Origin of the sequence: Roseobacter sp. CCS2 (assembly GCF_000169435.1) — a bacterium.
In the GTDB taxonomy this organism is placed as follows: Bacteria; Pseudomonadota; Alphaproteobacteria; order Rhodobacterales; family Rhodobacteraceae; genus Yoonia.
In genome coordinates this window covers 745,173-769,738 of record NZ_AAYB01000001.1, presented here as the reverse complement: position 1 = coordinate 769,738, position 24,566 = coordinate 745,173, and the positions used below count along the sequence as shown (strand labels likewise).

The 24,566-nt window shown below is 52.7% G+C and carries 22 protein-coding genes and 1 pseudogene; 8 read left to right on the top strand and 15 right to left on the bottom strand.

The features are described from left to right. Positions 1 to 131: 131 nt before the first annotated feature. Positions 132 to 905 (top strand): SDR family NAD(P)-dependent oxidoreductase, encoded by a 774-nt coding sequence (locus tag RCCS2_RS03895; RefSeq protein ID WP_008231512.1) that lies wholly within the window; start codon positions 132 to 134, stop codon positions 903 to 905. On the opposite strand, the gene RCCS2_RS03890 is transcribed toward RCCS2_RS03895, so the two are convergent. Together RCCS2_RS03890 and RCCS2_RS03885 are read right to left on the bottom strand one after the other, a co-directional pair. Then, positions 878 to 3,661 (bottom strand): AMP-binding protein, encoded by a 2,784-nt coding sequence (locus tag RCCS2_RS03890; protein WP_008231510.1) that lies wholly within the window; start codon positions 3,659 to 3,661, stop codon positions 878 to 880. The two genes, RCCS2_RS03895 and RCCS2_RS03890, sit on opposite strands and share 28 nt — an antisense overlap. Before the next feature lie 449 nt (positions 3,662 to 4,110). After that, positions 4,111 to 4,479, bottom strand: coding sequence for a hypothetical protein (locus RCCS2_RS03885; RefSeq protein ID WP_008231509.1), 369 nt, complete (start codon positions 4,477 to 4,479; stop codon positions 4,111 to 4,113). Positions 4,480 to 4,612: 133 nt separating this feature from the next. On the opposite strand from RCCS2_RS03885, the pseudogene RCCS2_RS03880 reads away from it, so the two are divergent. The 4 genes and pseudogenes from RCCS2_RS03880 to RCCS2_RS18285 form a co-directional block, all read left to right on the top strand. Continuing rightward, positions 4,613 to 6,124 (top strand): annotated as a pseudogene (locus tag RCCS2_RS03880) (recombinase family protein); the annotation flags it as partial. Continuing rightward, positions 6,121 to 7,023: a plasmid partitioning protein RepB C-terminal domain-containing protein gene (locus tag RCCS2_RS03875; protein WP_008231507.1), complete on the top strand. Its 903-nt coding sequence runs from the start codon at positions 6,121 to 6,123 to the stop codon at positions 7,021 to 7,023. The pseudogene RCCS2_RS03880 and the gene RCCS2_RS03875, both read left to right, overlap by 4 nt. After that, positions 7,020 to 7,919 (top strand): plasmid partitioning protein RepB C-terminal domain-containing protein, encoded by a 900-nt coding sequence (locus RCCS2_RS03870; protein WP_008231506.1) that lies wholly within the window; start codon positions 7,020 to 7,022, stop codon positions 7,917 to 7,919. Before RCCS2_RS03875 ends, RCCS2_RS03870 begins: the two co-directional genes overlap by 4 nt. A 40-nt stretch (positions 7,920 to 7,959) precedes the next feature. Beyond that, positions 7,960 to 8,160 carry a hypothetical protein gene (locus tag RCCS2_RS18285; RefSeq protein WP_156788414.1) on the top strand — a complete coding sequence of 67 codons (201 nt, stop codon included), beginning with the start codon at positions 7,960 to 7,962 and terminating at the stop codon, positions 8,158 to 8,160. A 173-nt stretch (positions 8,161 to 8,333) separates the two neighbouring features. Here the strand turns inward: RCCS2_RS18285 and RCCS2_RS03865 are convergent, their stop codons facing one another. Genes RCCS2_RS03865 through RCCS2_RS03835 form a run of 7 tightly spaced genes read right to left on the bottom strand, consistent with a single transcriptional unit; the run spans position 8,334 to position 15,128 of the window. Further along, a complete protein-coding gene (locus tag RCCS2_RS03865; protein ID WP_008231503.1) occupies positions 8,334 to 9,236 on the bottom strand; it encodes a sucrase ferredoxin in 903 nt (300 codons plus the stop codon). Positions 9,237 to 9,248: 12 nt separating this feature from the next. Further along, the gene (locus RCCS2_RS17825; protein ID WP_050770770.1) at positions 9,249 to 10,235 is read right to left on the bottom strand and encodes an ABC transporter substrate-binding protein; all 987 of its coding nucleotides are present in this window, start codon (positions 10,233 to 10,235) and stop codon (positions 9,249 to 9,251) included. Positions 10,236 to 10,252: 17 nt separating this feature from the next. Beyond that, entirely contained in the window at positions 10,253 to 11,251 is a 999-nt protein-coding gene (locus RCCS2_RS03855) for an ABC transporter substrate-binding protein (RefSeq protein WP_008231501.1), read from the bottom strand. Next, complete coding sequence (locus RCCS2_RS03850) at positions 11,248 to 12,201, bottom strand: ABC transporter substrate-binding protein (protein WP_008231500.1); 954 nt, start codon at positions 12,199 to 12,201, stop codon at positions 11,248 to 11,250. The genes RCCS2_RS03855 and RCCS2_RS03850 overlap by 4 nt, the downstream gene beginning before the upstream one ends. Positions 12,202 to 12,250: 49 nt before the next feature. After that, positions 12,251 to 13,300: a FecCD family ABC transporter permease gene (locus tag RCCS2_RS03845; RefSeq protein WP_008231498.1), complete on the bottom strand. Its 1,050-nt coding sequence runs from the start codon at positions 13,298 to 13,300 to the stop codon at positions 12,251 to 12,253. Further along, entirely contained in the window at positions 13,297 to 14,283 is a 987-nt protein-coding gene (locus RCCS2_RS03840; RefSeq protein ID WP_008231496.1) for a FecCD family ABC transporter permease, read from the bottom strand. The genes RCCS2_RS03845 and RCCS2_RS03840 overlap by 4 nt, the downstream gene beginning before the upstream one ends. Then, on the bottom strand, positions 14,280 to 15,128 hold the full coding sequence (locus tag RCCS2_RS03835) for an ABC transporter ATP-binding protein (RefSeq protein ID WP_008231490.1): 849 nt from the start codon (positions 15,126 to 15,128) through the stop codon (positions 14,280 to 14,282). Before RCCS2_RS03835 ends, RCCS2_RS03840 begins: the two co-directional genes overlap by 4 nt. Positions 15,129 to 15,439: 311 nt before the next feature. Here RCCS2_RS03835 and RCCS2_RS03830 point away from each other — a divergent pair, with 311 nt between their 5' ends. Beyond that, positions 15,440 to 16,441 (top strand): ABC transporter substrate-binding protein, encoded by a 1,002-nt coding sequence (locus RCCS2_RS03830; RefSeq protein ID WP_198007003.1) that lies wholly within the window; start codon positions 15,440 to 15,442, stop codon positions 16,439 to 16,441. Between the two features lie 53 nt (positions 16,442 to 16,494). Further along, on the top strand, positions 16,495 to 16,773 hold the full coding sequence (locus tag RCCS2_RS18515) for a hypothetical protein (RefSeq protein WP_008231487.1): 279 nt from the start codon (positions 16,495 to 16,497) through the stop codon (positions 16,771 to 16,773). A 237-nt stretch (positions 16,774 to 17,010) separates the two neighbouring features. On the opposite strand, the gene RCCS2_RS17820 is transcribed toward RCCS2_RS18515, so the two are convergent. The 6 genes from RCCS2_RS17820 to RCCS2_RS18095 all read right to left on the bottom strand — a co-directional run bounded on the left by RCCS2_RS17820 (position 17,011) and on the right by RCCS2_RS18095 (position 23,691). Next, positions 17,011 to 17,481: a HigA family addiction module antitoxin gene (locus RCCS2_RS17820; RefSeq protein ID WP_008231485.1), complete on the bottom strand. Its 471-nt coding sequence runs from the start codon at positions 17,479 to 17,481 to the stop codon at positions 17,011 to 17,013. Positions 17,482 to 17,556: 75 nt separating this feature from the next. Continuing rightward, positions 17,557 to 19,416, bottom strand: a complete 1,860-nt coding sequence (locus tag RCCS2_RS03815; RefSeq protein ID WP_008231484.1) for a TniQ family protein — start codon at positions 19,414 to 19,416, stop codon at positions 17,557 to 17,559. After that, the gene (locus RCCS2_RS03810; protein WP_008231483.1) at positions 19,417 to 20,382 is read right to left on the bottom strand and encodes an ATP-binding protein; all 966 of its coding nucleotides are present in this window, start codon (positions 20,380 to 20,382) and stop codon (positions 19,417 to 19,419) included. Next, entirely contained in the window at positions 20,375 to 22,522 is a 2,148-nt protein-coding gene (locus RCCS2_RS03805; RefSeq protein WP_083791137.1) for a Mu transposase C-terminal domain-containing protein, read from the bottom strand. The genes RCCS2_RS03810 and RCCS2_RS03805 overlap by 8 nt, the downstream gene beginning before the upstream one ends. Next, positions 22,519 to 23,214 carry a hypothetical protein gene (locus tag RCCS2_RS03800; RefSeq protein ID WP_008231479.1) on the bottom strand — a complete coding sequence of 232 codons (696 nt, stop codon included), beginning with the start codon at positions 23,212 to 23,214 and terminating at the stop codon, positions 22,519 to 22,521. The genes RCCS2_RS03805 and RCCS2_RS03800 overlap by 4 nt, the downstream gene beginning before the upstream one ends. 228 nt (positions 23,215 to 23,442) lie before the next feature. Further along, positions 23,443 to 23,691 carry a helix-turn-helix domain-containing protein gene (locus tag RCCS2_RS18095; protein ID WP_083791136.1) on the bottom strand — a complete coding sequence of 83 codons (249 nt, stop codon included), beginning with the start codon at positions 23,689 to 23,691 and terminating at the stop codon, positions 23,443 to 23,445. 364 nt (positions 23,692 to 24,055) lie between these two features. Here RCCS2_RS18095 and RCCS2_RS18280 point away from each other — a divergent pair, with 364 nt between their 5' ends. Beyond that, entirely contained in the window at positions 24,056 to 24,406 is a 351-nt protein-coding gene (locus RCCS2_RS18280; protein ID WP_156788413.1) for a hypothetical protein, read from the top strand. Positions 24,407 to 24,566: the final 160 nt, after the last annotated feature.

Below are 24,566 nucleotides of genomic sequence, written 5' to 3'. Positions count from 1 at the left end.
GTTGTTGCAGCACCTTCTGTTAGCAGCACAAAAGCGTAAGGAGACCGCCTAGGCAATTTGTGGTGTTGCATGTCTGGATGTGCCGCAATTAGCATACGAACTCAGGGAATTTTTTGCAGAGGCGGCGCAGCATGACATCAGAACACAAGACAGCGATCATAACAGGTGGACTGTCGGGGATGGGGCTTGCCATTGCACGCAGGCTAGCGAAGGACGGAACCATTGTTTTTGTTGGTACACGCGGTGCAGGTGATGCGGACTATGCGCGCAGCGTGCTTGGTGCGGATGCTGATCATATTCATGCAGCCGCCCTCGACGTTCGATCGCGTGAAAGTGTCGATGCATTTGTTGATCATGTTGTGGTGACGCGGGGTGGCGTTGATATTTTGGTAAATGCCGCTGGTGTTTACGAAGAAGCGGGCGTGATTGATCATCCCGATCAGGTTTGGGACGATCACATTGACATCAACCTCAGCGGCACGTTCCGCATGATACGGGCGGTGATGCCACATATGAAACGCGCTAGTTGGGGGCGGATCATCAATCTGGCCTCTGTGGCTGCACATCATGGCATGGCAAACAACGCTGCATACTGTACGTCGAAAGCGGGACTGTTGGGTTTGGGTCGCTGCGTCAGCCTTGAAGGTGCGGCGCATGGCATCACATGCGTCTCTATCAGCCCAACCTGGGTCGAGACCGAGATGCTTAAGCGGTTTATCGACGCCGATGTGCAATCAACAGGCCAAACACTGGATCAGGTCAGGGCCGAATATGCCAAGTCAAACCCGCAGAACCAGCTTGTTCAGCCCTCCGAGGTGGCCGAGCTTGCGGCGTTTCTGGCCAGCGATGCAGCACGTGCACTGACGATGGAAGACTTTCAGGTTAATGCGGGATCTTTGTGGTAATCGCGTGCGCGGCGTGCCAGCAAAGTGTCAGCGTCGCTTATTGTGTCGAAAGGCTGGTCGCTGACCCGGGCCCAAGCGGCGCGTGCGGCGGCGTTTTCAAAATCTGAATTGGCGCATAAAGTGTCCGGGAACTCGGCAATGACCTTGGCAATGCCTTGCGGCAGTTCCGCTGTCGCCAGCCATTGCGTTGTCGGCAATGCCGCCGGATCTTGCGGTAGAATACGGGTATCGGCCATCAGGTTGTAGATCGCACCGCCCGGTGCGGTGACATCGCCCAGCAAAAATGCAGCGGCTGCGGTCACATCGGTCATCGGAAATTCCAGCGCTTGTGGCATAGATCCGGCACGTAGCGACGCCTTTAGAATAATCTCATAGATGTCGCGTGGGTTTGGTGTGTCCAGATCATAAAGTGACGGCAAACGCACAATTGCGGCTGATATGCCCGAGGCCAGAATTGCAGCTTCAGCCGCAATTTTTGCTGCGCCATAACCGGTGCATCCTTCCCACAGTGTCACCGGCGCTTCCGGCCACGGGCCACCTTGGTCGGGAAATACCGCACTTGATGAGGTAAAGCGCAGATCTGCTTGCGCGTCGGTGCAGAAACCAAGCACCGTTTCCATGCCGCGTGCAGACCAATCCAGCATGTCTTTGCGTCCAATGGCCAAGTTGACCATCGCCGCGCAATGAACAACTTTTGTGACTGATTTTGCCAACGCGGCGTAGGCATCAGGTTCAAGCGCAAACTGCGGTGCATCCAACGTTCCGTGCACGATAACATAGCGGTCCTTGGGCACACCATGCGCAAGCGCCACGTCGTTCAAGCGATCACGTGCACCGCGATTTTTATCCCTGACAAGGCAATAGACAACTTCGTCCGCGGACAGATCGCCAGCGGCCTTTGCCAAAACATGCCCGCCCAAAAACCCTGTTGTACCGGTCAACAGAATACCCCGTCGGTTGAAATCCTCTGTTGGTGCGGGCGCATCGGCCTCTTGTGTCATGAGCTGGTCAAGCCGGTGCAGCGGTACATTCATCGCAAGATCAAAGTCGATGGGCATGCCATAGGTTTTTTCAAGCTCAAGCATCAGCGTGACGCACATCAGTGAATCACCGCCCTGATCATGAAAACTAAGGGCGGGATCAATGTCGGACGGTCCACAAGACATAGCCAAAGCCGCCGCAGCAATCACCGCATCTTCCGCATTGTCGATGGCAGACGTGTCTTCCTCAACCGGCGGCAACGCCCGCATATCTGCCTTGCCGGATACAGGGTGTAATGGCAGCGCATCCATCTGAACAATGAATGAAGGCACACAATACGCAGGCAGCACAGATCGCAGGTCAGCGGCAAGGGATGGTGGGGTTTTGTTTGCGCCCGCCGCAAGCCCCCAGTTGTCAGTATTGCGTTTTGCCTGTTCCGCATCAGCTGCGAAGTAAAAGATCAGGGATTGACCCCGCGCGCCGACCTCTGACACCCAAGGTGCTGCACTGGAAAAGGCCAAGCGGTCGCGCATGGTATCAATCAGCTCTCTGGTCTGGATCGAAAATCCGCGTAATTTCAGCATATGGGCAATCCGCCCCTCAATATGCAGCGCGCCGGTATCATCCACCCAAGCCTGATCGCCGGTGTCATAAAGCCGCGCCTTGCGCCCGTCGATGGTCAGTTCGCGAAACCGCAGGCGTGTTTCCTCGGGACGGTTGACATACCCCGGACCAAGCATCCTTGGCCCTTCAAAGTGAAGCTGCCCCGAACTGCCGGGCGGGCAGGGCGTATCGTTGTCATCCAGTATAACAGCGCGCAAATATTCCATCGGAACACCAACGGATGCGGGCGCATCACCTGCCGGTTCCGTCAAATGCGACATGCAGACATCATGGGTTTCACAGATACTGTAGAGGTTCCACAAGGCAACATCGGGTAGTTTGGACAATGACGCGGTGATTAAATCATCGCTCACGATCTCTCCGTTCAGGACAATCCGCCTGAGCGGTAGCGCAGCTGCCTTTTGATCGTCCAGCGCGTTAAGAAACGTGTCATAGAACGATGGCGTGAACAGCATTTCATCAATGTCATGCGCGATCAGAAAATCGGCCAACTTTCTTGGTGCGAACAATGTGCTGGCATCGGGAAACCACAGACCTGCACCTTTGCGGAGCGGGCGGAACATCTCCCAAATCGCAAAGACGTAGATACCAATGCGCATGTCCACGCCATATGGCGTGAATGCGTCGCGCCATTGATATGACAGGAAAGCGGCGTCTTGGGCTACGGGGATGCACTTGGGCCGACCCGTGGTGCCAGATGTGGCCACAAGATAGATGGGATCATGCGGCGCGACAGGGGCCGGACACAGCGGTGCATAGGGTGCTGCCGCGCGTCCAAGTAGTTCATTGGCATCAATCGTTTCGCAACTGCCCGGCAATTGGCCCGGCTCAGGTGTTTCGCAGGTAATAATCAGGCTGGCCTGCAGTTCGGACACAATGTTGTGCTGTACGATCTGCGGCATGGCAGGATCAAGGTGGACAAACGGACGACCAGAGATGACGCAGGCCGTCGCGCTTGCAGCCATTGCAACACCCGGTGAGCCAAAAATACCGACAACCTGCGATGTATCCAAATGATGGCCCAAGTCCGCAACAAACTGGCCCAACCTGTCATATGTGAGTGTACCAGCGTTGTCGGACATCGCAGGCAAGTGCGAAAATTCCACAATCGCCTGCGCAAGTTCACTGCCAACAGTTTGAGGTGATGTCATAGGATTAGCCTCTTTTTCTGGCCCTAGGATTACCAGCTTAGTGGAAAAGAAACAGCCTGACTTTCAGCCAGCGGCGGACTTATGAATTTGATCTGCTTTAGGCGCGCAGTTGAACCAGCGGCTATCCAGCAGAGTTTCTAAATTTCCACGACAGCTTCTATGAGCCGCGCATACCATCTCCACATCTATCCGAAGAAGAGGTTTTAAAGTCGGGCGCAAAACCACTATTGGATGGGAAAGCACGACGCAGCTTATCAAAGACGAAGCTATGTGTCGTTTTACATAATATTGTGGGGCGACACATAGTTTTACCTTTTTCGAGATGACCAAGGTCTGATTTTGAAAGGGAATTTTGAAGCCGCAACGCACTAACTTTGCCTTTTGCGACTCAAAGGATTTCCTTTCGCCCAAAGGCGATAGATCTCAAGAATTACGGTGCAGGCGGTCAATCAGCCGTCATCGGGCCTACAGATCGAATCAAGACCACGCAAAACTTCAGCTACTTCATCCCTAGCAAAGGTGAACCGTCTAGCTAACCGTTCCTCGTGACGACCTGCCAAAACTAGGACAACGTCAAGGACGGTGTCTGAATGCCGCATCAGCTCAATCAGGTTTTCACCAGTTGGACCGTAGGTTTCCGACATCCAGTTTTTAGCTGTTCGTTCGCTTTTTCCCGTCCAACGAGCTGTTTCTTTCGCCGCGCGACCAGCGCCGCCCAATTCCTGAGACAGCGCCGAACTGATCGCCTTTCGGTATTCTGAAGCAGAAACCAGTCCCTTGCATTCACGATGAAACAAGCTGCCCTTTTTATGAAACATGCTTCCAATCCTTTCCCGTTAAGATTGAGGAAGGAATCGCAGAGTTCCCGTACAGGTTTGCGAATTTGAATAATGGAGGGCCACAGCATTGAGTTAGCCAGACGATGATCACAAGCACGACAACTGCCAGAGGGCTGCGCAATACGTCCGCATGTCGACCGAGCATCAGCGATACTCTACCGAAAACCAGTCAGATGCTATCAGCATATACGCTGAACAGCGGGGGTATCGGATTGTCAAAACCTATTCCGACGCGGGTAAAAGCGGACTGCGGATTGAGGGCCGTGATGGCCTCACGCAGCTGCTCAATGACATCCAAGCCGGGAAAACGGACTTCAACACTGTCCTAGTCTACGACATCAGCCGCTGGGGTCGGTTTCAAGACGCGGATGAAGGCGCATATTATGAATTTGTCTGCAAACGTGCGGGCATCTCAGTCGAGTACTGCGCCGAGCAATTTGAGAATGATGGCACTCCTGTTTCCACTATTGTAAAAGGCGTCAAACGCGCGATGGCCGGTGAATATAGCCGCGAGCTATCGCAAAAGGTCTTTGCGGGTCAGTCTCGGTTGATTGAGATGGGCTATCGTCAGGGTGGCCCTCCCGGATACGGCCTGCGCCGCATGCTGATTGATGAGACTGGCAATCAGAAAGGTATTCTCGTTCGTGGCGAACATAAGAGCATTCAAACGGACCGTGTGACACTTGTACCGGGCCCGGACGATGAGATCGCGATTGTGAACCAGATTTTCCGCAACTTTGTCGATGACAATCAATCCGAAGCCATGATCGCCGCCGATCTGAACAGCAAGGGGATCAAAACGGATCTGGACCGGGATTGGACACCTGCCGTCGTACGTCAGCTGCTCTCAAACGAGAAGTATATCGGTAACAACATTTGGAACCGCAGCTCATTCAAATTGAAGAAACGCCATGTACACAATAGTCCTGACAGCTGGGTACGCTCCGAGGGCGCGTTCGAAGCCATTGTAGATGCCGGATTGTTTGCCGCAGCCAAGGCAATCTTTGCGACCAAAGCACAACGTTACTCCGACGAAGAAATGTTGGACGGATTGCGGGACGCCCTTGAGATGCATGGCTTTCTATCTGGCATTGTCATCAACGAAGCCAGCGCCTTGCCGTCCAGTGGCGCATATCAAAGCAGGTTTGGTAGCTTACTCAGAGCATATAAGTTGGTCGGCTTCACCCCTGACAGAGACTATCGCTACATCGAGATCAACAAGCGCCTGCGTAAGATGCATGCGGAAATCATCCATGAGACAGTAGGTGGGATCGAACAGGTTGGCGGCCTGGTCAAGCATGGTACCAAGACGAGCCTTCTGACCATGAATGATGAATTTTCCGCTTCTGTTGTCATCGCCAGATGCACACAGACCGGTGCCGGTGCGTATCGATGGAACATCAGGTTAGATACGGGTCTCTTGCCAGACATCACAGTTGTGGTGCGCATGGATCAGGCAAATGAAACACCGCTAGATTACTACCTCCTGCCAACTGTCGACATGACACGTTCCAAATTGCGCCTTTCGGAAAGCAATGGCTTGTCGCTCGACGCTTATCGACTTGATGACCTCACAAAATTCTTCACCATGTGTGAGCGCACTTCAGTCTTGGAGGTCGCATGATGTCTGATGCCCCACAGGAACACACCGAGCTCATTGCGGTTGATGCGATCACCGTGGTCAACCCGCGCATTCGCAATCAAAAGGTCTTTGATGAAATCGTCGCGAACATCGCTGAACTTGGCCTGAAACGCCCGATCACTGTTGCCGCTCGCAAAAATGATGAGTGCGGGGATCTGACATACGAATTGGTCTGTGGCCAAGGCCGGTTGGAAGCCTTCAAGGCCTTAAAGCAAGAGAAAATACCCGCAGTTGTCATCACCGCCAGCTCTGAGGATTGTCTCGTGATGAGCCTCGTCGAAAACTTAGCACGCAGGCAGCACCACTCGCTTGATCTACTGAGGGACATCAAACGCCTCAAAGACAGCGGATACTCTGAGCGGGAGATCGCCGCGAAGACCCAGCTATCGGTCAAATACGTGCACGGTGTCATTCGATTGCTGGAAAGCCATGAACATCGGCTCTTGCGCGCCGTTGAAAGTGGGAAAATTCCAGTTAGCGTCGCCGTCGATATAGCCGAGGCCGATGATGTTGGCGTACAGACGGTGCTGCGTCAGGCCTATGAAAGCAAGGTTTTGCGCGGTGGTCGTCTGATGGCGGCGAAGCGTTTGGTCGAAGCGCGCAAACAGTTTGGCAAAGGACGTGGCACTTCAGACAAGAGGTCGCGCAAAAACCTCTCTGTTGAGACATTGCTGCGAACCTATCAAAACGATGTGGAAAAGAAGAAAATCCTGCTGCGTAAGGCCGGGGCGACACGAAGCGAAATCATGTTTCTGACCCAGTCCTTGAAAACGCTGTTTTCAGACGAGAACTTTGTCACGCTTTTGCGCGCAGAAGGCCTGTCCAATATTCCCAAGACAATCGCAGATCGATTGACCCGCATTGATGGTGCCATGACATGACAACTGGAGACAAAGAACAGATTGTTGCCGCCGCATTCGAGCGCGACTTACGACGCATCGCTTTCGATCATATCGCACCACTTTATGTCGTGACTCCGCAAACGAAGGAGACGGTCAAATTCAAACGGATTGTCGCATCCATTGCAGAGATTGGCCTCGTCGAGCCGATCGTTGTGACCCGTGATCGACAAGATCCCACGCAATACACGTTGCTTGATGGGCATCTGCGCTTGGAAGTGCTTAAGGATCAAGGCGTGAGCGAGACGCCCTGCATCATTTCCACCGATGATGAAGCCTTCACCTATAACAAGCGGATCAGCAGGCTTGCGACAATCCAAGAACATAAGATGATTTTGCGCGCGTTAACCCTGGGTGCATCTGAGGAACGTTTGGCAAAAGCATTGAATGTGAACATCAAGACGCTTCAAGAAAAGCGGCGTTTGCTTGATGGCATCTGTCCTGAAGCCGCCGAAATGCTGAAAGACAAGCAGGTTGCTTTGACCGGGTTTCGTATCCTCAAGAAAATGAAACCAATGCGCCAGATAGAAGCGGCACAGCTGATGATGACGATGAACAAATATACCGTTAACTACGCCCAATCTCTCTTGGCGGGGACACCTGAAAGCCAACTGGTCTCTGGTGCGACACCGAAGAAGATAAAAGGCATCTCACGCGAACAGCTTGATCTGATGGAACGCGAGTCCGCCAACCTCGAACGAGAAGTGCGTTTGGTCGAAGACAGTTATGGGGCTGATCATCTCGACCTTGTTTTGGCGCGGGGCTACGTTACGCGGTTGGTGAGCAATGAGCGGATCACCAAATACCTCGCCCTGCACCATGAGGAATTTCTGCCTGAGTTTGAGAAGATCACTGAACGGGAGGCATTCGCGTCTTAAGCAGTTTGATTTGCGAAGTAGATTTTGGGGACCCGGATCCATGAAGCGCGGGGACCACAGGAGACGCCGCACTGTGGGGCGGATCGAGCGTGGTGATGGGAATGGCGGCGATCCCGTTTGGGCCCATCATGTCGGACCATATGTCCGGCAGTTTGTGGCAATTGTGTCTGCGCGTGCGCTTTCAATGAACTTCACGCGCAGACAACCTTTGGCTGAAATCGCTTGCCGTAACGAAGCGTGAACGTCGGCTAAGGGGTGTTATGTTAACCGCCTTAGGGTTGAGTTACAGACGTTCGGTCGCATGATTATAAATAGCCGCAGTGCGGACAAACTGTGCATTCACTGCATTTACGCTAATGACCGCTTTGGCATTTTATGCCACCGAGAATAATTGTCGAATGCGTGAAGATCACTTCAAGGACCGCTTGGGACAATCTTAGCAGTCCAAATGGTCTTGCTGTTAGGGCCAGGTTCGTTTTCAAGATCTTCGCAGCTTCCGTAGGTGGCGATTTGGTTGGCTGTACTGATGACTTCTCCAGTCAACTTCGGAGAGGTAAAGTGAAATCGAACGTGATTTTCGCCTGTGCTGACTTCAGTCAACGAAACGGGGCCAACGCGACCTTGCTCGGCTAAAGATTTCAACACAGTGAGATCGGCAACTTGGGCGGGCGGCGACAGGTGGGATGCGCCGCGATATTTTGGCAAGTATGGAGCACCGTTTATGGCGGCATCAATCAAACCCGCAGCATCGCTGACGCCAACCCGTCCGTATTTATGCAGTTGCGGAAACACAAGGACACTGGCGGACAAACGGCATCCGCCAAGATGGGTAACTTCCCAGACCGAGACGCGGCCTTCGGCGGCGGTAGCGAGCGCTTTGTAGCTGGCAAACCCGAACTTGGCGCAACAGCGGTCGTGTTTTCCGTGGGTGCAGCAGGTTATCACAGGTTTGGTTAGGGGGTGCGGTGCCTGTGCATTGGTGTTCCCAGACGTAATGTCACGGATCAAACGGGGCAAATCATCGGGTGAGATATCAAAGGCGACCGCATCTGGAAACTGGTAGACCCGCAGCGTTTCGCCCAAATAGGGTTTGCGGTCGATCAGGTTCACCCGCCATCCCAGTTCGACGCTTTCGTCGATTGCGGCGACCAAATCATCGGACATACCAGCCGCGATGCGCAATGAATGTTTCCAATGGCGTTTCGGCCACTGGATTAGAATGTTGCGGGATTGATGTGCACCCCATCCTGCCAAGGGTTCGCCTTCCGCACGGGCGTAATCTGTGCAAAAGGCGTGTTTGGTTGGTTGCTTTGTCATTCGTGTTTTCCGTTACTCGGCTTTTGCCAACGGCACAAAATCGCGTGTTGCGATTTGGGACACGAAAATTGCCAGCGTTGTTTCAAGCGAGCGGAAGCTCAAAGCACGCATGGTTTCGCGGTCAATGAAGAAGTGCTGATTGTTGGCCGGGGCATGCAATACCTCGTCCCAGACAGGAATCAGTGCTTCCCATTCAGCGACCCGTTGCGATGGAGGCTCACCAAATGCAAAGTTATAGGTTCCGATCATAAAATCCGCATCGATCTGAGGCAGGATTTCGGGGCTGATATTCGCGAATGTTTCTTCGAGTGCTGCCACGAAATCGGGCATGGCGAACCCCAAATCGCGCAAGACCTGGCTCATCGCGGCGTAGTCCTGAAAAACAACAAGCCCGCCGTCGTCTTTCCAGACTTCTGCGATCACCACACTGACGTCCGAAGGATCGCCGATCGTATCTGCGATGACGTTGCGTGCGACAGCCAATTTGGCTTCGTAAGCGGGCATGAACGATTCAAACCGATCCAACATACCGGCAACGTCCGCGACTTTACGATAGCGCTCCAGCATTGGGTTGGGTTGAATTGCGATAACGACAGTCGGCGCGATTTGAGAGAGTTGATCCTGAATATCTTCTTGCCAATGGGGAATAAGGATCAAATCGGGCTGAAGCGCCACGATAGCTTCGAAATCGGGATTATTTGGGCTTCCGATCCATGTAATTCCACTGTTTTCAAAGGTTAAGTTAAAAAGGTCAAACGCCCCGCGCACGTAAGGTTCGCCGTTATTGATAACATCGTCGGTTCTTCCGCTTGATCCGACGATAGGCGCGCCAAGTTCCCATAACGGCGCTGTAAATTGCTCACCGCGCAACGAGACAATTCGTTGTGGCTGAACAGGAATTTCGACACTTGTGCCAAGATCATCAACATAGGTGCGCATGTCCTGCGCGGTTGCATGTGTGCCAAGCAGAGCGAGGCAAATGGTTAAGATAAGTCTCATTGGTTTTCCTTTCAGTATTAATCAGCAAGCGGCACAAACGTGCGCCCACCAAGGATGGTGCGCAGCGTGTAGGCGGTTTGGATCAGGGCGGCGTATGAGGTTGCGGCAGCCTCGGCGCGGGACAGGAAATACATCTGGTCATTGCGGCAGGCGTGTAGCACATCACAATACCCCGGCAAAACGCCCTCAAAATAGTCACGCACAGCGTCCGGAGTGTCACCCGCTGACGAGCGGTATGTGGTGATGATGAAATCCCCGTCAAACTCGGGCATAAGCTCTGCGCTGAATTCTTCGATCACGTTTTGCTTGGCGTTTTCGATCAAATCAGGGCGATCAAACCCGGCATCAATCAGGACCTTCCCGATGGTGCCGTAAGGGTTGTATGCAAACAACTGCCCCTCATAGGCATGAATCGTCGAAATGGTCATGGCTCCAGTGTCAATCTCGTCTCGGATGGCATCAATCTGGATTTGGTAACGCCGTTTGAGAAGTTTCAGGGAGGCGTCAGTGCCCGTGAGGTCGGCCAAAAGGTCGAAGACGCTCCATTCATCGCGAGTACTGATGTCGACCACGAATGTGGGTGCAATCAGACGTAGTTGTTCCACATCGGCGGGTTGCCATGCCGTTGTGATAATCAGGTCAGGGTTCTGGGCCGCGATGCGTTCGACCTCAATCGGGCGGTTGCCAACCCATTCGATATCAGAATTGTCAAAGTCCACGCCCGTCAGAGGGGCGGAGCCGCGAATGAACGCCTCGTCCAGTGTTTCACCACGCCCGTGACTTCCGACGGGGAATACCCCCAATTCGATCATCGGAATGGTGATGACAAGGTCATGACCGGAAATGATCCGCTGTGGATTGACGGGGATCGTGACCTCAACCCCCGTGTCATCAACGACCGTGCGCATGTCTTGGGCGATGGCCTGCACAGGCAAGATCAGCACCATCACAATGGCGGCGAGGATGAGTTTCATGGCGGCAAACCCCAGCGCGTGTTTTGGATTGAATCGAGTCATTGAAAGGTCCTCCCGGCTGTCAGAAGTTCTAGGCCATCAATGGCTGCGTGGAGTGACGCGAACGACGTGCCACCCCAAAGATCGCGTTCGTACCAGAAATGATTGCCGGACTGCACGCCCGATAGACTGCGCCAGACAGGGGATGCCCCGTCGAAACGTTCTGTCATCATCCATTCAATCGATTGATCAAAACGGGGCGCGAAGCTGGATAGAATGATATCGCCATCAAACTCATTCACTTGCTCCATGCTGATGTCACGTAGCGCCGTTGCGGCATCAGCCTGCATCTGCGGTTGGCCTAACCCAATATCGCGCACAACCTGGGTCAAGGCTCCAAAGTTAGGGAAATATTCTATCACGCCTTCGCTGATGTTGAGTTGCGATACCTTGATCGCTGAAGGATCGCCAATCCGCGATTGCGCTTCCGCAATGCGGTCCCGATACGCCTGTTCCCGTTCGGTAAAGACATCCGCCATGCCAGCGGCATCGGCGAGCATAGACAAATGTTCGAAATAGGTCATCTGGCGCGATGTCACGATCACCGGCGCAATTTCAGAAAGTTGCGGGATCAGATCGGTCTGAAACTCGGTGATTACGATCAGATCAGGACGTGCGGAAACAACAGCTTCAAGATCGACGCCATTGGGGCTACCTACATTTGCTAGATTCAGTGCGGCAACTGCATCATCACCGAAGATATCTGATGCACCGCGCAACCAAAGTGACCCGTCATCCGCTGTTCGATAGGCGACCGCGACAAGGGGTGCACCTATGTCAATCAGTGGTGTCGCCACTGAATCGCCACGGGTTGCGATTATCCGTTCGGGCTGAACAGGGATACAGGTTTCACCCTCGCCATGGACAAAGGCGCGGAACCCCTCATGGCATTCGAGTGCGAAAGCGGGGGTGGTCATAAAGACGGCAATCGCCGCCGCAGCAATTCGGTGCATAGTAATTCTCCAGTTTTTCAGTCGTGAAAGGCTGGCGAAGCGGCAGGCGCTAGAGCTGGCGGGTGGTGTTTTGTTTGACGATAATGAACAGAAAGACAGGCACGCCTAGAATGGCGGTCAGAATACCTGCCGGGATCTGGATGGGTGCAAAGGCCGTGCGTCCAATGAAGTCGGCCAGCCCCACCATGACGGCCCCTGTCAGTGCTGTGAGCAACAGGTGTTGGCCAACGCCGGAATGGGCCAACCTGCGTGCCAGATGCGGGGCGACGAGGCCAACAAACCCCAGCGGTCCAACAGCGGCCACCGCGAACGCGGCCAATGCAACGGACAATGTGATCATCCCGATGCGGCCCCATTTGATGGGGACACCTAGGCCAGTGGCAACTTCCGGACCCATGCGCAGGGCAGACAGATACCGCGCTGACCAAATCAGGCAGGGGGTCAGAACAATCAGGCAAGCCGCCAATGACCAAACCTCACCCCAGCCAACTGCATGGATAGAGCCCGCAAGCCAACCCAGTGCCGATTGCGCTTGATCAATATTTCCGTAGGTCAGCATTGAAGTGGTCACGGCGCTGATAAAGGCAGCGACGCCGATCCCAGTCAGAATAAACCGCATTGTCGCGCCGCCGGTGCGCTGCATCGCAATCCATTGTATCAGCGCGGCCACAAGCAAGGCACCGCCAAAGGCTATGAGCGGGCGCAGGGCAATGTTAACTTCGGGGTAGATGACGATAAGTGTCACCACGGCGAGGCTTGCACCTTGGCTTACGCCGACGAGCGAGGGATCGGCCAGTGGGTTGCGGGTTACATATTGCAGTATGGCACCCGACAGACCGAACAGCGCCCCGGCCATCCCGGCCACTAAAGTGCGCGGAAAGCGGAACTGCCAGACGATGGTTTCAGCTGTATCAACCGGGGGATCGCCCGCAAGGGTAGCTAAGACCTCTCGCAAAGTCAGAGGGTAGCTGCCACTCATGAGACTTGCTGCACAGATGCTCAGCAGGATTGTTGCGAGTATCAGCGCAACGATTAAGGCCTTGCGCTGCAAACGCAGTGTTAAACGCCCATTCCAGCGAGAAAGAACAAAGGTGCTCATAGTCGCGCCCTCACCAGCCAGACAAAGAACGGTGCGCCAAGTAAGGCTGTGACGAGGCCGGTCGAGATTTCAACGGGTGCCAGCACCATTCGGGCTGCGATATCTACGAGCAGGAGGTAAACTGCACCAAGCGCCGCTGAGAATGGAACGATCAGGCGGTAGTCGGCACCGACGATCAATCGCGCGACATGGGGGATTACAAGGCCGACGAAACCCATAGGTCCCGCAATCGCGACAGAGGCCGCTGTCAGCGCGATAACAGCAAGCATGGCCAGTGCTTTGATCTTTGCGACGTTGACCCCAAGGCCTACGGCTGTGTCATCGCCCATTGCGAGAGCGGTCACCTGTCGTGCAAGTCCAAAGGCCAACGCCAGACCGCCGATCATCCACGGTAATGACCACAACAGGACATCTGTAGATCGGCCCGCGAGGGTTCCGGTCAGCCAAACGCGCATTGCTTCAAAACTCTCTTGGTCCAACAAGTTTGCCAAGGCAATGAACGCCCCAAGAAACGCCGTAATTGCCGCCCCTGCCAAAACGAGCGTAAGCGGGGTTGAGCCACCAGGTGCCGCGGCGGCAATACCCCAGACAAGTGCCGCTGTGGCTGTTGCGCCGATAGCAGCTAACAGTGGAATCCAAACCGGGTCCACCACGCGGAAGAAACCAACAGCCAAGACGACAACAAAAGAGGCCCCGGTTAGCAATCCGAGAATGCCAGGTTCAGCGAGAGGGTTGCGGGTGATACCTTGCATAAGTGCCCCCGCAACCGACAGTGACGCGCCGACAAGAACCGCATAGACTGCCCTAGGAAGACGTAGATCAACCACAACGACGTGGTCAAAGTTTGTCCTGTCATATGAAGTCAGTGCAGTGAACACATCCGCTAACGGAACAGTTTTTGCCCCGACGGCGATATGCCACCCAAAGGCAAACACCATCATCGTAAGAATGACTGGCATTCCAAGCCACGTGATACGTGTCATGAAGATGAGCCAGACATAACCGGCAAGCACACCGGTCGTCCCGTTATGGGATCTGCGATGACATGTGCATCAAGGTCGAAGACCAGTCGAAGGTTTTCACGGGTGATCACCCGTTCCGGTGCGCCGCGTGCAATCAGCGCGCCACCTCGCATCATGATAATTTGATCCGCAAACATCGCGGCAATATTCAACTCGTGTAAAACAACAACCAAAGTGCGTCCTTGCTCATGCGCGATTTTGCGCAACAGCGTCATCACATCGACCTGTACTTTGAGGTCCAGAAACGTCGTTGGTTCATCAAGTAAGATGACGTCAGTTTCTTGCGCAAGAACCATGGCGATCCAGCATCGCTGACGCTGTCCGCCCGACAGGCTGTCCACGCGTCTCTCTGCAAATTGCGCAACATCTGCGGCTTCCAATGCGGCATCTACGGCTCGGCTATCCTCGGCTGACCACTGTTGCGTGAGCGTCTGATGTGGAAATCGTCCCTGACTCACCAGTTCATGTACAGTGAGCCCTTCGGGCGCGACTGGTCCCTGAGGTAAGAGAGCCAGCTTGCAGGCCAATTTGCGGGTTGGTGTCGTATGAACAGGAGCGTCATCGAGTGTTGCTTGTCCTGTCATAGGTTGCAGCACGCGTGCCATCGCTTTGAGCAATGTCGATTTTCCGCAACCGTTGGGACCGACAAGAACTGTCACTTCTCCGGGCAAAGCCTCTATCGTGACATCGGAAACGATTGCCTTGGTGCCGTAGCCTACAGTCAGTTCGGTCACTTTCAAGCGTGGAATATGCCGGGTTTGATTGTGCGTCACCCGCGCTTCGATATCTACGACCGAATGTTCCAAACTAATGCCCCCCGGCGCATGCTTAATACGTAAAACTGATCCCGATCTTATGGTAACCAGCAGCCTGCTTAGTTCTTTACTATTTTAGTAGGATATTGTGAAGAGGGGATAAAATTGGTAGGAAAACTCAATACGACACTGGTGATTTCCTTGGTGAATTGTTACGGTTTCCTCCAAGATACTCACGTAGCTAAAATGGTAGTTTTTTGGGGGCTGTGCAAAGATGGACAGACCCAGCCAACAACATCACAGTTCGCGTACACAGCCAGCTATCCGCCAGCCGACATCTAAGATGCCTCATGGGGGATAAAATGAAGATTCGAAATTTAATGGCTGTTACTGGATTGGTTTTTGCTGCAACACCCGCACTGGCGCTTGATTGTGATGAAGGTATGCGGGCGTTCACGCACGATGCAGGCGAAACCTGCATACCTGTCGATCCGCAACGCATCATTGCTTTTGATGAGCAAGGTATCACTGCACCACTTTATGAACTTGGTGCACCTATTGTTGGGTCTGTGGGTAGAATAGATGTCAATTACAATGACGGCGAACCATATCTCCGGTCATTGCTGGACGTTGCCAATGTCACTTTTGAGAATAGTGACATGTCCTTTATTGGAAATTGGCGTACGCCTGATCTTGAAGTGATCGCAGGTTTGCAACCAGACCTCATTATTATTTTGGACTTCTCTATGGACCTTTACGATCAACTGTCCGCAGTTGCGCCTGTCGTCGTAGTCCCTGAATCAGATCCGATGCTTGATAACTATCGTATGATTGCAGATGCAGTTGGGCGACTGGACGCATTTGAAGAAGGTCTTGCGGCATATGAAAGGTCACTGGAATTTGCACGCGGTGTTCTCGCGACAACAATTGATGATCCTTCGGACGTAACGGTCGCATTTGTCGAACCTACGTTTGACGAAGGTATTTGGGTTACGCGCGAGCAATACACCCTTACCCAAGTGATAAATGATCTTGGATTCAGCCAGCCACAACTTGTGCTCGATAGCGAAGACCCTTGGTCACAAATCAGCGCAGAGGTTGCACAGCAGATCGACTCTGATTTCATGATCACGACTTATACAAACATTTATGAGGGCGACTTTGCCTTCGATAAGGCAGAAGCATTTGAACAAAGCCTTCCGGGTTGGCGCGAGTTCTTACATGCTCCACAGAACGGTCAGGTCATTTTGGCTAATCGGGAGTTCATTCGTCCAGCAATGTTCCAGACTCTTGATAGGTCACTTGCAATTATTATGACAAATATCGTCACGAAGCCGTTCGTACCGTTTGAAGAACCTCAATAAGTAAGAACTCGCATTTTCGGTTATGATCTGTTGAAGGTGCGACGATTAGTATCGTGGCCATAAAAGAACCCGTAGTCGATGCGTCGAAAACGGTCGATATTGGTGAAAAACTCGCCCCACTAGATGTTGTGTTTGGTGGGAGCGAACTTTCCCAACCCGCTGTCATCGCGGCCGAAGGCAGTGTTTTGGCTGGCAGTGTAAGGGGCGGCTTCCGTCTCCTGCACCGGCTCTTCGTCCAGATCGAGCGCATCCTGAAGATCAACGACCTCTCGCTCGTCACCGACGATGTGGTCGAAGCCGCGCGCTCTACCCTCGTCATCGGTGTCATATAGCGCTGAAGAAACTGCGCCAGTTAGCGATGAAGGTCACAAACCTTTGGCAAAATTCGGTTTGATTTTGTCACGTTGATGGCTGCATCCTGAGAAGCGGACATCCATGCGCAGTGCAGCATTTGTCAAAGTGGGCTCGTTTGAGACTTTAGCCGCGCTTTGCATGAATGTCCGGTTTTGCTTTCTTGGAGAGTCAAAAATTAGCGATAGGCTACTATACCTCGCTGAACGGATGTTATGTTAACCGCCCTCTGATTGAGTTGGCGCGTTAGGAATTAACCGCCGCCGCTTCTCAAGGGCCGTCACAATGAAACTTTCCACCTCTGCAAGGCGTAGACCGTTATCCAACGTCAAGTCTCGTACCAACTCTACAATTTTTGCGTTCTTTGGTCCATTTAGGACCCAGTCATCGATTTCATGCTGATCGGGGTGATCGACATTTCGCTGCGAGCTGGAATCCTGTTCTAGGTGGGCTGAAATTTGATAGTTTTCCTGCAATTTAAGCCAAAAGCCGACGCTGTTTCCAAAGTATGGCGCTAGTTTCCCGGCTAACATTTCAGTGATACCGATACGCCCTTCAATCAAAGCAATAGCTGTTTGAGGGTCAATTTCAGCTTCTCTCGAAAAACTGATGACATCTATATCTGCTGGCTTAAGAAATTCCTCAGCAAGAACTTCGCCAGGATGTACCGCATTGGAAAGTTTAATCATCTTTTCCCCTTTGGGTAGCCATCTGCCCGGTTGTTAACGATAGGTGCTCATCCGCGTAAGGTCCGCAGCGATCCGTCATGTTGGCACCTTTTCACATGGTGGAGTAAGTCCTGCCCTTCGCAAACGCCCTTCAAGCCCCTTACGTTCATAATACAAACTTATCCCGTCAGGCGTTTCGATCGGGCAGATACCTTTAGCTTCCAGATGTGAACTAAACGGACCCGATGCCCTACGATAACGTTTTGAAAGTTGACCCAGAGTCTCAAACTTCGCCTCGAATGCAGTCAAGCTCTTGCTACAAACTGCATCCAAGAACTGCCGAGAGCGCGGATTTCGCAATCGTCGCTCAATCAACACGCCGTCAGCGATCAAGAAGTTTATTGTTGGGTAGTTCACCCGAAGGCGTCTGGATGCATCCCCTTTTGTGACCCCTGGCATCTCAAATTGCGGCAGGGCCGCACGTAGCTCGGACAAATTGACGCGGAATGCCGCTAGTCCAGACATCTCTGCATTTCGATATAGTTGCGTCAGCTTTCCACCAAGTATCAGCTTAACAATATCTGTAAGCGGACATCTCACACGCTGTGTCGCGTCGATAATGGACACCATATCTGTTCCATCAGGCTGCGTTTCCGTGACCAAAGCGCTCAGTTTTGCCAACAGCTGTTCCAGTTCATCACGGTTAAACTTAGGAATTTGATCAAGAGCATCCACAGTGGTCGTGACAATGCCATGATCCCGCAATTGATTGAGAAGTTCCAAGCTTACGCCCATCACCGATTGAGCCTCAATCGCGTTCAGCCGGGACGCGAACCGGCACCTCAGATCATCTATCGCTTCCGACTTCAGCCCTTCGTGCAGCCGCACTGATTTGTCCGCCATATCCGTGTGTGCCAAACCTTCGGCCAGAAGTATCCGGTTCATTCGATGACGCTGGATGCCCAGCGATTGCCATGCTCCAGAAATGGTGAACACAGCTGGCGATGGGCAGGTTTTACCAAGGACGGTGGCGCCTTCTTGAAAAGGATATGTGCGAAATATGAAATCGCGCACTTTGTCGCGCAATTTCTCAAAGTCATTGCCCATGGTCGACGTTCGCAGCCATTCAAAGAACGCTCCAAAGTCTGACTGATGTCGCACCGTGCGCAGCGCAATCGGGCTCACCATCGTCTCCAATGCTTTATACAATCCGTCTTCTCCACTCCGCAAAGCATTGAAGCCGGTTTGACCTGCCAAGCGTAGATCATCTTGTGTAGCTTCAGATATTCTATGCTTAGGGCCGTTATTGATCACAAATCCTAGAACCTCACATAGCCGCGCTGCGACATGCATCGGTAGGCTATCAAGGAAAGGATTGGATGCTGCGCCGTTAAGCCGATCCGAAACATAGCCCTCAAACTCGGTAGGTTTGTGACTGGCGCCATTGTCCGCTTGAGAATTGATAAACGCCCAGTTTTTGAGGACCTGTCCGACAAAGTCATAGTTGTGGAGTGTGTGCAGTTCAGGCGGAACGACAACGAGCGCCACGTTGTGTACCGGGCATGTCCGGATCGACCAAAAATGCCATGCGACCCGACGGAAAACACCATTTCTGCCGCCATTTTGATGATCTTCTATCAGACATCGCGGACAGACACGCAGGCGCGAACGAACCAATGATGCCTTGGTCGCCTTTTGACCGCAAACCTCAAACCGGTTTTTATCAACTGTTCGCACGGCCCAGCGTTTCAAATCCCTTGGGCATGCACCGCCGATCGTTGCAATTTTCTCAAGGAGGTCATCATCACCGCGAACAAAGTCCTGCCAACGAAAACCAAAGTCCAAACAAAGAACGCGAGGCTCCTGCAGTCCGCAATATCGCGTCAAACGCGAGACGTAGGACGTTGCCGTTTCAAAGCGCTTAAGTGGGAAAATGAGGCGGAAATTTTCTGCCATTTATTTCCCTCCAAATTTGGAGAAGTGATCCCAGAACATTTTGCGCGCATCGATGCTCAGATAGTCCGCGGCGACAAAGATGTTGAGAGCTGGTACACAGCCAGCCGTCCGTCGAAAGGCTTCAGAGAAGTGACCTAATTTCAATTCGGCGGCCCCCTCCAGCAGTGCATCTTCGAGAGCAAAGCCGAGCATGGCTATCGTGTTCCCAAACTCATTCGCACCAGCATGGATGAGCCTAGGCACCAAATCATCGAAATCCAAATCTTCGCTTAGTGAAATTTGGGCTTTTGCGGCATATGCAGAAATTATCGCCTGAACTTCCTTAGCGTGCGAAACCCGGCTGATAGCCGGCAATTTCACAAGATCTACACGACGCCCAAGTTGCGGGTCAGAATTTAGCATCTCGAGCAATTTCGGTGTGCCCGAAAGGATCAGCCCAACAGGCCAAGTATCATTGTTCAACAGAGTTTTCAGTCTGTCTACGACACCTGCACGAACATTTTCATTCGGACTCGCAATCAAATGCTGCGCTTCGTCCAAATGGATATAGAATGTTCTCCGATTTCTGAGCTGAACGTGAACTTGTCGCCAAATCTCAGATGCGTTGTCACTTTTGCGCTCGGACTCGTAGCCCAATTTCTCCCGCAGAAGGATCGCCAAGTTCTTCATCGTTTCAGATGCGGGAACGATAATGCGCATATAGTCGATAAGCTCATCCCCATCCTTAGGATCCGTCAGGTCTTGATTTTGCTCGAGGACGCGTTTGACCAGCCTGGTCTTCCCGCTCCCAGCCGCACCTATGACGGCGATAGCTCGCGCCTCTTCAATGAGGTCCAAAGATTGGGCTGCACGCCGTCTCTGAAGTTGACGATCAAACTGTTCAAAGAAGCTGTGATACGGCTCGTTGCGAACGAAATCGTCGCGCAGCAGAGCAAGACGACGGTGGATGTCCTTGCGATCAATCATCGTCAAAGCTCCAATTCAAAGGCGCGTCTTCGTCGTCGGCATCGCTATCGGTTGTGGGTTCGATTGCGACAGTTGCGCTGCTGCCCCCATCGTCCCTTTTGGGAACAGGGATTACATGACCAAACAAGTCGTCATCCGGAGGTAAATCGAAGTTTTCGGGATCTTCAGGATCAATTGACAACCCAAGAAAGAGATCCTCTTCACCACGTGCTAAGCCAGCGGGTGTGACATTACGCAACAGCGTTGCAAAGGTTTTCTGTTCGGCAGCATTGATTGAGGCAATTTTTGCAAGCGCCTCTGCTACAATTTTTTCCTGCAACCTCGCTTCATCGCGGTACTTGAGCCTCAGCTCTTTAGCGGCGGCTTGCCATTCATCGTAGGAGACACCTGCAAAGCAATTCTGAAGTGCCATCGCATGAAACCACTCATCACCAATGCGCACCATGATCCAGCCGAGGTCCCTCAGATCGATCCGCAAGTCTACATGTGTTTCGTGACTATGCGGATGAAACTGTCGCAGAGCCTGACAGGTGTAGTCGATTCCAAAAACCCGAACACCACGACCAGTCACCTTCCGATTTAACAGCTTTCCAAAGGCTCTACGCCGCGTCCGTTCGGGAACGTCCGCTACAACTCCCTTTTCTTGTGCTAACCGGTTCCAGCAATTATTCGGGGTTTCGCCGCCGAGACCAGGATGCTCTCGATTGTGATACACATCCACGACATACAAGATAAGCGCTTGTATCAAAGCGTCGTCGGTGATCGACGCCATTTCCTGTGATGGATAGTCACCGCGGTCCTTTGGGTTGGAAAACGTTCGGCCCGCAAAACCGGGCATCAGATTAGTACCAAATGTGCCAAAAATCCTTTCAACACGCGCCCGCAACTGCGGCAATCCACCTGTAGGTGTCTCAGGTGAGCCGAGTGCATCAAAAATGGCTGTTTGAAAGTTGTCGTCTACGAATGCAGCACCGAGATCGGTTGCGACCGTTTTCAGACCACCAAAATGAGCCCAGGCTGACTTGCAACCAGCTGCTATCGCAAGATCGGTCTTGTCGCGCGTAATGTCCGCCAATAGTGCAATTGCATCTTGCGAGTTCGGCGTAACTGCCAATCGCATACCGACGACGCAGCGGGTTGCACAATCGATTGCGAGATAGAGCCAGCGACGACCCCGCGGAAGTTCTGCAAGCTGTTCTGCTGACAGGTGATCAAGTGCACCGCGTTCCGCCAAGATTGAAATCAAATCAACGTACCACTCGTCGATCTCGATCCGCTCCATTGGATAGCTCGCATCGATACCTTGTTCATACAGCATGAATTCACGATTTGCGGCATCCACCCCGTGCCGTTGGGCATACGTTGAATAAGGATCAAGCTTCGCAATTTCGCGCTCGACTTTTCGTTTGGATGGCACGCGGAGTGGCGGCAAACCCTTCTCCACTCTTTCCACATTTTCAGCGTCGAACCGCGTCTTAGTATCATCCGCCACTTGCCGTTTGGATCGTCGGTCGCGTGTCAAATACCTACCGATGCAGGTCCCCAAAAGCCGCAGTTCTTCAAGACTGAAACGGTCTTTCCAGTTGCCCGAGCGGAATGTTCGAGGAACAAGCCCTAGAGGCGAATTCCCGGCGCGTTCGTAACGGCGCATCCACTCTAAGAGCGTTCCTGCGCACGGCGGCGCTCGAAATTCCTTTTTCCGTCCGGCGCGTTTGGGAACCCAGCCATCCTGCGCCGCCCCGGCTTGCTTGTTCACGCATTTTTCGATTTCATCTAGCAGAACTTGGACTGAAAATTCGGTTCGCTTCAACCGTCCTGCTTTGACAAGTTGGCGTGCAACTTCGACATAGGCATAACGCCAAACCACCTCAGATTTTATCTTATCAGGAAGCATGCCGACTGCCGCGATAACACCAGTTGCCCGCAATTCGTGGCGCTCAAATAAGAAGTAATCTGGCTCAAGAGAGTTCTCCGGCTGAGCTAGCAATTCGCGCAACTCTTCGAACGAAAAGTAAACCTGTACTCCCGGTCGGTCTGTCCTTTCGAAAGAGCACCCAGATGCCGCTGCAGCGGCATTCCGGTAGCTAAGTGGTCCAACGCTCAATCTTGCGAATGTCGATATCTGCATAGGATTTGTCATCGAACAACTCCCAGATAAACGGCGGTGTCTGTATCAATGGGCATTGTCCTATCAACCGACAGCAGGCCTTCGTAGATCGCGATGAAGACTGTTCTGAAACTCTGGTCTCCCGCGTCCAAGAATTTCGCCAACGCTCCCACAGATGTGGGGAATGACATGGATCGAACGACGTCACTGAGCCGTTCGAACGCCATTTCATTCCTGGACCTTGAGAATTCATGGTATCTCTCCGCGTTCAACGCTTCGGCTTTAGTGAAATCCTGATCCGTTATCAGAACCAGATCATCGGCGAAGTCTTTGGTCATAGCTGCGCGAATGCACTGAAGGTCCCGAACAAAACCAATGCGTGAAGCGCGTTTTGCGGGCTTCACCGCGATCGCGACGCGTCGACCTGATGAGAGTCGGATCAGGAAGTCGAAGAAATGTGTGCGTCGGCGCCCTTCGTCATCCCAGTATGCTATTGAAGGAGGTTGCTCCCACAGATCAATAAGATCACCGCGAGCGAGCAGCAGGAACAACACGCGCTGTTCCAGCTTGCTTTCAAAAAAAACGATCCTTGGACGCGCCCATCCTCGAAGCTGGACAACAATGCCCCCCCGCGAACTGTACTTTGATCGTTTGGCAATCCGTCGCGTCGCGCGGCTGGGAAGCGGCGGCTGGTCACCAGCTCCGTTAAAAATATCATCTTTCATGTTGTGATTTGGACCTTGCACGCCGTTCGGCGACACAAGGATTCCACCTTTTGCTGAAGTTGAAGTCAGGCAAAGACGTGCAAGGCCGACGCCCGAAAGGACGACGAAACTGTTGACTTTGCATGTGGGTCAGGGGAGAAAGGTGAGGTCGAAGTTCATTTGACACCGAAGATTACGGGCCTTGAGTGTTGACGCACTCGAGGCCTAACTTTTCCCAAAAGAGCTTTGTTAGTTCATTTTGAATCCTTCTTTTGTCCGATAGCGCTTTGGCCAAAGCTCTTCAGGGGTCTTGCCCAACTCCGACGCAATGGCCTCTTGAATGCGGTGCGATCTGCCATGTCCCATTGAAACGACAGACACGGTGCTTTGCGCCAGCCCCAGGGAACGGCTCACCTTGGCAAGAGAACTCCCCACCAACCGCAGCTCGAATTTGATTCTCTCATGTTTCCGAAGATCGGTGGGTGTTGGCCGGTGCATCAGTATCAACCTCGCTTGTCGCTAGATTTACTTTTATTCGCATGCGGCTGCTTCAGAGTCAATTTTTCTGTTCTGTATCAAATACTTACAATATGAAAATAGTTATGGCACTCGTTGTAAGATGTTCAAATTTTCGGTTGCAAATAGAGCTTTTCTTGGCCCAGTTTACAGGAGGCGGAGGAAAACAGCTTTGAGACTGAGGAAGTGCAAATTCAACGGTCAGCCCTTCATAACCATCCTTGATGACCGAAATCACTTGCACTTCCACGCATTTGAAGACGTCCGGAAATCGTACAAGTCATGCAATAATCACCTGTCTTTAGCCGAATTTTACGGTGTAACGCCTCGTCTCGTCAGGAAGATCATGAAAGTGGCAGGGATCGATTATCTAAGAGCTCTATTCGACCGGCATGAACGAAGAGAACGAATATCAGACATAGCCGCCAGCATCCGAATGCACCCTTCGAACCTTTCGAAACAACTCAAAGAAGCTGGTTACAAAGTCAGTCGTGGAAAACGGAAACCTAAACTCATACAAAGTCAGATCTCTAAAGCCGTGCTTGAACGCGCAACCATCAACGCGATCGCTACCAAACTGCAAGTTCATTGGGAAACAGCGAAAAAGGTACTGGTGGAATATGGGTTTCTAAGTGAATCAGATGCAGAAAAAGGGGCACCGTACTCAATTTCCCCTGCACCCTTTGATACTTCGTAGTGGCGATTTCGGCCCAAAGCTGCCGTTCACCCATGTCACTGCCCGCTGCATTGCGGCCCGTCGAACCCGCCATTCGCTGCATGCGCAAAATCTGAACAAGGTCGAACTTACGGTTTGCAGAAAAAAACGGAAATTCGTTGCCGTGAAGTTCAGATCACCT